The sequence below is a fragment of the Candidatus Zixiibacteriota bacterium genome (assembly GCA_018820315.1).
Taxonomy (GTDB): domain Bacteria; phylum Zixibacteria; class MSB-5A5; order JAABVY01; family JAHJOQ01; genus JAHJOQ01.
This window is the reverse complement of sequence record JAHJOQ010000093.1, coordinates 1-3,728: the sequence shown is the minus strand read 5'-3', so window position 1 is coordinate 3,728 and position 3,728 is coordinate 1. Positions and strand designations below refer to the sequence as shown.

The following is a 3,728-nucleotide window of genomic DNA, read 5'->3' as shown; positions in this document are numbered from 1 at the left end:
GGCCATGTCGGTCAAGGCACCGCATGGATCGAATTAAAGTGCGCATCTCCGTGGGTGCCGGGTGATGCCAACGGGTCCGGTTTCATTGACATCGATGACGTAGTCTACACAATCGCGTACATCTTCACTGGTGGACCGGAGCCAGTGCCAGAGGTTATCGTAGCTGATACAGACTGCAGCGGTTTCGTCGACATTGACGATGTGGTGTATATCATAGCGTACATCTTCACTGGCGGGCCTCCCCCCTGCAACTGATCGTTTTGCCCGTTTCCTGAGAGACGCATCTTTTCAAACCCGCCTTGCGAGCGGAGCGTGGCAATTTCAGTTCATCACTCTCGCACCGTCGGGAATCCTTTCCTGACAGAACTGTGAAGAAGTACGAGAACGAAACGGGCTCCCGGCAGCGCAACTTGGAACTCGTCATCTCTGAGAGCGCGTTGTCAAGGGCTATTATTCGACGTATTTGTCCTCTGTTCGGCATGGACGCCGGAGTCATCTCTTCGCCGTCATAGCGGCATGGTTTTATTCCGAGGGTATGTCGCAATCATTGCTCGAGTCTCGGTGGACTCATGACGTATACGCGCTTATACCCTCGTTGACGCAGCATGCTTCACATTTGGATCCCTATACGGTTCTTTCTTCTTTAACATCCAGTAAGTTGCCTCGGCCAGGTGTCTGGCCACTGCTCCGATTGCTGTCCCGTGCCCTTTCTTCTCCCTCAGTCGCGTATACAGTTGAGCGACATGTCGATCAGGCCATAGATGTCGGTTTATACAGATCGAATTGGCTGCCTCCGAATATGCCCATTTCAGATATCTATTGACATCCGGACGCAGTCGTCCATAGCTTATTCGACCACCAGAGGCGCGAACTCGCGGGACTGTTCCGGAATATGATGCAAGTCGCCCAGGGGAAGCGAACCGTGTAACATCACCAACTTCCAGAGCAATCACGATCCCCAGTACGAAACCGATCCCTGGCGCAGTCCGCACCAAACTGACATCCTGCGTCTCCGTGAAGATGTCATCCATCCGTGCATCGATACCTTTGATACTCTCGGTTAACCGGTCAATGTACGCCAACTGCTCCAGAGTTGTGAACCTCGTCTGTTCAGGCAAGTAGTCCAGGTGGACAAGCAATGCTTCCCGTGACCGTGGACCAAATATATCGCTCACGCCCTGCACTGTTTGAGCGTATTTGGCCAGACTGGCATGTAGACGATTCTTCAATCTCGTGCGAATCGCTCCAAAATACATACGAGTCCGGGGCAAATCGCGCCAGTCTCGAAGCTCGCCTGATGGTATCCACACCGTCGGCAATGCACCCGTCTGCTGCAACCGGTTCAAACCGCGTACATCCAGCTGATCTGTCTTGTTAATGCAGCCCATCATCAATTTCGCCTTTCGCGCATGCACCAACAATGGCTTCAATCCGGCAGCTTCGATTTCATCAACTATCCAGTACCAGTTCCCGATTGTCTCCACCGCTACAGACTCTCCCGATGGAAACCGAGACAGATATGAAACGATTGCCCCTCGAACATGTTCAATCCGCTCCTCTTCAAGCACCAGACCCCGATCATCCGCCACCGAGCAAAGTGTGTAGCGTTTGTGACTGTCAAATGCTATATTCATCCTGTGCGCCTCCTTCATTTGCTGTTTTTCCAAGGCATAATCTAAGATAGCTTATACCTGGGAGGCGCGCGCTCATAATATCATCGCGAGGAGCGAAGCGACGTGGCGATCTCGGCAGTCATAACATGTGCGAGCAGAGGCTGTGCCTCTGCGCATCTGAATTGGTTTGACTCTGCGACTGAAAAAGACTAATATCTCGCCATGCAAGTGCGCGCAAAAGATCTGACACTTCTTCCCAATCTGATGTCACTATCGCGGATTGTGTTGATATTCATTCCCGCATACTTGATCTCCACTCAGCGGCCCGAACTCCGCATCTGGGCGTTGATTCTGGTGCTTGTCGGAATATTGTCAGACATCCTCGACGGCGTCATCGCTCGCAGATTCAACATGGCATCAGATCTTGGCAGAATCCTCGATCCGCTCGCTGACAAAATATGCACCGGCATTCTTGTTGCGACGCTCTATCTGTATGCAGACTTCCCACTCTGGGGAGTTCTGTTGATCGTCGCGCGGGATATCTCGGTGCTATTGTTTTCACTGATGGCAATTCGCAAGACAGCTTTCATATTGCCCTCGAACATGATCGGCAAATTCGCAGCTTTGTCATGGGGACTCGCGATCGCAATTTATATCATTGATTTCTCTGTTCTCAAGACACCGATACTCGCAATCGCAGTCATCCTGCTGATAGCCTCTGCCGTAAGCTATTTAAGACAGTTCAACTCCCACCTGCGTAGGTCAGGATCCCTGTGATCCTGACTATTCCGTACTGCCCGTTCTATACAGCGCCATCAGGAATCCCTTCCTGACGGAATGCCTTGCCGCGATCTGTACAACGCCGTCAGGAATCCTTTCCTGACGAGAATGTGTGGCCGCGATCTCTGATCGCGGTATACGATGCACCTCTCGGTCAGCATCTCGGACGCACTTTCGACAGCAGAAGACTATGTTCAATCCCTGAACAATCTAAGCTGTCGTTTTCGAACACCTGCAATCCGATGCACAAACAGTCACCGCAAACACACATAGCGATTCTCAGCATCAATCAGTCGATCGCTTCTAAGTCATTGCGCATTTTACTATTGATAATTGACATCGTATTCGGCATTCCACTTGCAACGTTGTAGGTCGTCCAACTGCTGAGTAAGTACTGACATTTTTGCAATACTCACCGTTTTCGAAAGGAGACGAGTCATGTTGAGAAAGTCCAAAGGCTTCACTCTCATCGAACTCATGATAGTCGTCGTCATCATCGGCATCCTCGCTGCAATCGCTATCCCGAGATTCATGTCGACATCGGCCAAAGTCAAGCAGGCCGAAGCGAAGGGTCTGCTGAAACAGATTTACACGATGGAGCGCAGTTACTATCAGGAGCACGGCACGTACACGAATGACATTGCAGCGCTCGGTGTTGAGGTAATGGGGAGTGCATGGTATAGCTACACCATCGTAGTCAATGGCACAAATTTCCTTGCGACAGCAAACGCTGCCGATCCCGGTATCGATGACGATCCAACTCCCGACACATGGACGGTCGACGGCACCGGTGTGATCGTGTGCGCGTCGAACGACGTGCTGAATTAGTTAGGTGAATCCAACACCGACTCATTCAGAGCATTAATCGAATCCTTAAGCGGCAGACTTCCAAAGTCGGCCGCTTTTGTTTGATGGGTGCCCCGCCCTCCGGGTGGGACCATTCTGTGGGTGGCAGACCTCCCGGTCTGCTCCGACTCGTAGGGCAGCGATCCGAAGTCACGCGCAGCGTGACGGAGTGATCCTGCCTATTTCTTCGTTGCGCTGAGTAATGGAATAGTCAGGATCGCAGGGATCCTGACCTACGGAGCTGGATTAGCATTGACATTGCACCTCGCGTTGCATACCATTCAACCAGATCAAGAATGCTTCGACGCAGAGCATGGTAAGAAACAGGGGTTGAGTGCGGCATACATGAGGGGACCGCGTTTCCAGAGCGGAGACTGGCTACCCTTTTACATTGGCAACAGGAGGTCAGACGATTTGCACGAGTTTGGATTGCTGACACAGATACTCGAGTGGAGCTTCAATTTCCTTGGCTCTCTGGGGATTCTCTTG

Annotated in this window: 5 protein-coding genes; 4 read left to right on the top strand and 1 reads right to left on the bottom strand. The window is 51.7% G+C overall.

Features of this window, described 5'->3' with window-relative positions; genetic code table 11:
* On the top strand, positions 1-255 hold a 255-nt coding region (locus KKH67_09040), incomplete at its 5' end, for a dockerin type I repeat-containing protein (GenBank protein ID MBU1319325.1).
* A gap of 329 nt (positions 256-584) precedes the next feature.
* Here KKH67_09040 and KKH67_09035 read toward each other — a convergent pair.
* The gene (locus KKH67_09035) at positions 585-1,634 is read right to left on the bottom strand and encodes an IS110 family transposase (GenBank protein MBU1319324.1); all 1,050 of its coding nucleotides are present in this window, start codon (positions 1,632-1,634) and stop codon (positions 585-587) included.
* A gap of 201 nt (positions 1,635-1,835) precedes the next feature.
* Here KKH67_09035 and KKH67_09030 point away from each other — a divergent pair, with 201 nt between their 5' ends.
* The 3 genes from KKH67_09030 to KKH67_09020 all read left to right on the top strand — a co-directional run.
* Entirely contained in the window at positions 1,836-2,390 is a 555-nt protein-coding gene (locus KKH67_09030) for a CDP-alcohol phosphatidyltransferase family protein (protein MBU1319323.1), read from the top strand.
* A 441-nt stretch (positions 2,391-2,831) separates the two neighbouring features.
* Entirely contained in the window at positions 2,832-3,221 is a 390-nt protein-coding gene (locus KKH67_09025) for a prepilin-type N-terminal cleavage/methylation domain-containing protein (protein ID MBU1319322.1), read from the top strand.
* 270 nt (positions 3,222-3,491) lie between these two features.
* Positions 3,492-3,728 (top strand): hypothetical protein (locus KKH67_09020; protein MBU1319321.1); only part of this gene is annotated, 237 nt, incomplete at its 3' end.

What these genes read in the sequence shown, in the direction of transcription:
- KKH67_09030 (MBU1319323.1), top strand. Translation starts at nt 1,836, where the DNA reads ATGCAAGTGCGCGCAAAAGATCTGACACTTCTTCCCAATCTGATGTCA.
- KKH67_09025 (MBU1319322.1), top strand. Translation starts at nt 2,832, where the DNA reads ATGTTGAGAAAGTCCAAAGGCTTCACTCTCATCGAACTCATGATAGTC.
- KKH67_09035 (MBU1319324.1), bottom strand. Translation starts at nt 1,634, where the DNA reads ATGAATATAGCATTTGACAGTCACAAACGCTACACACTTTGCTCGGTG.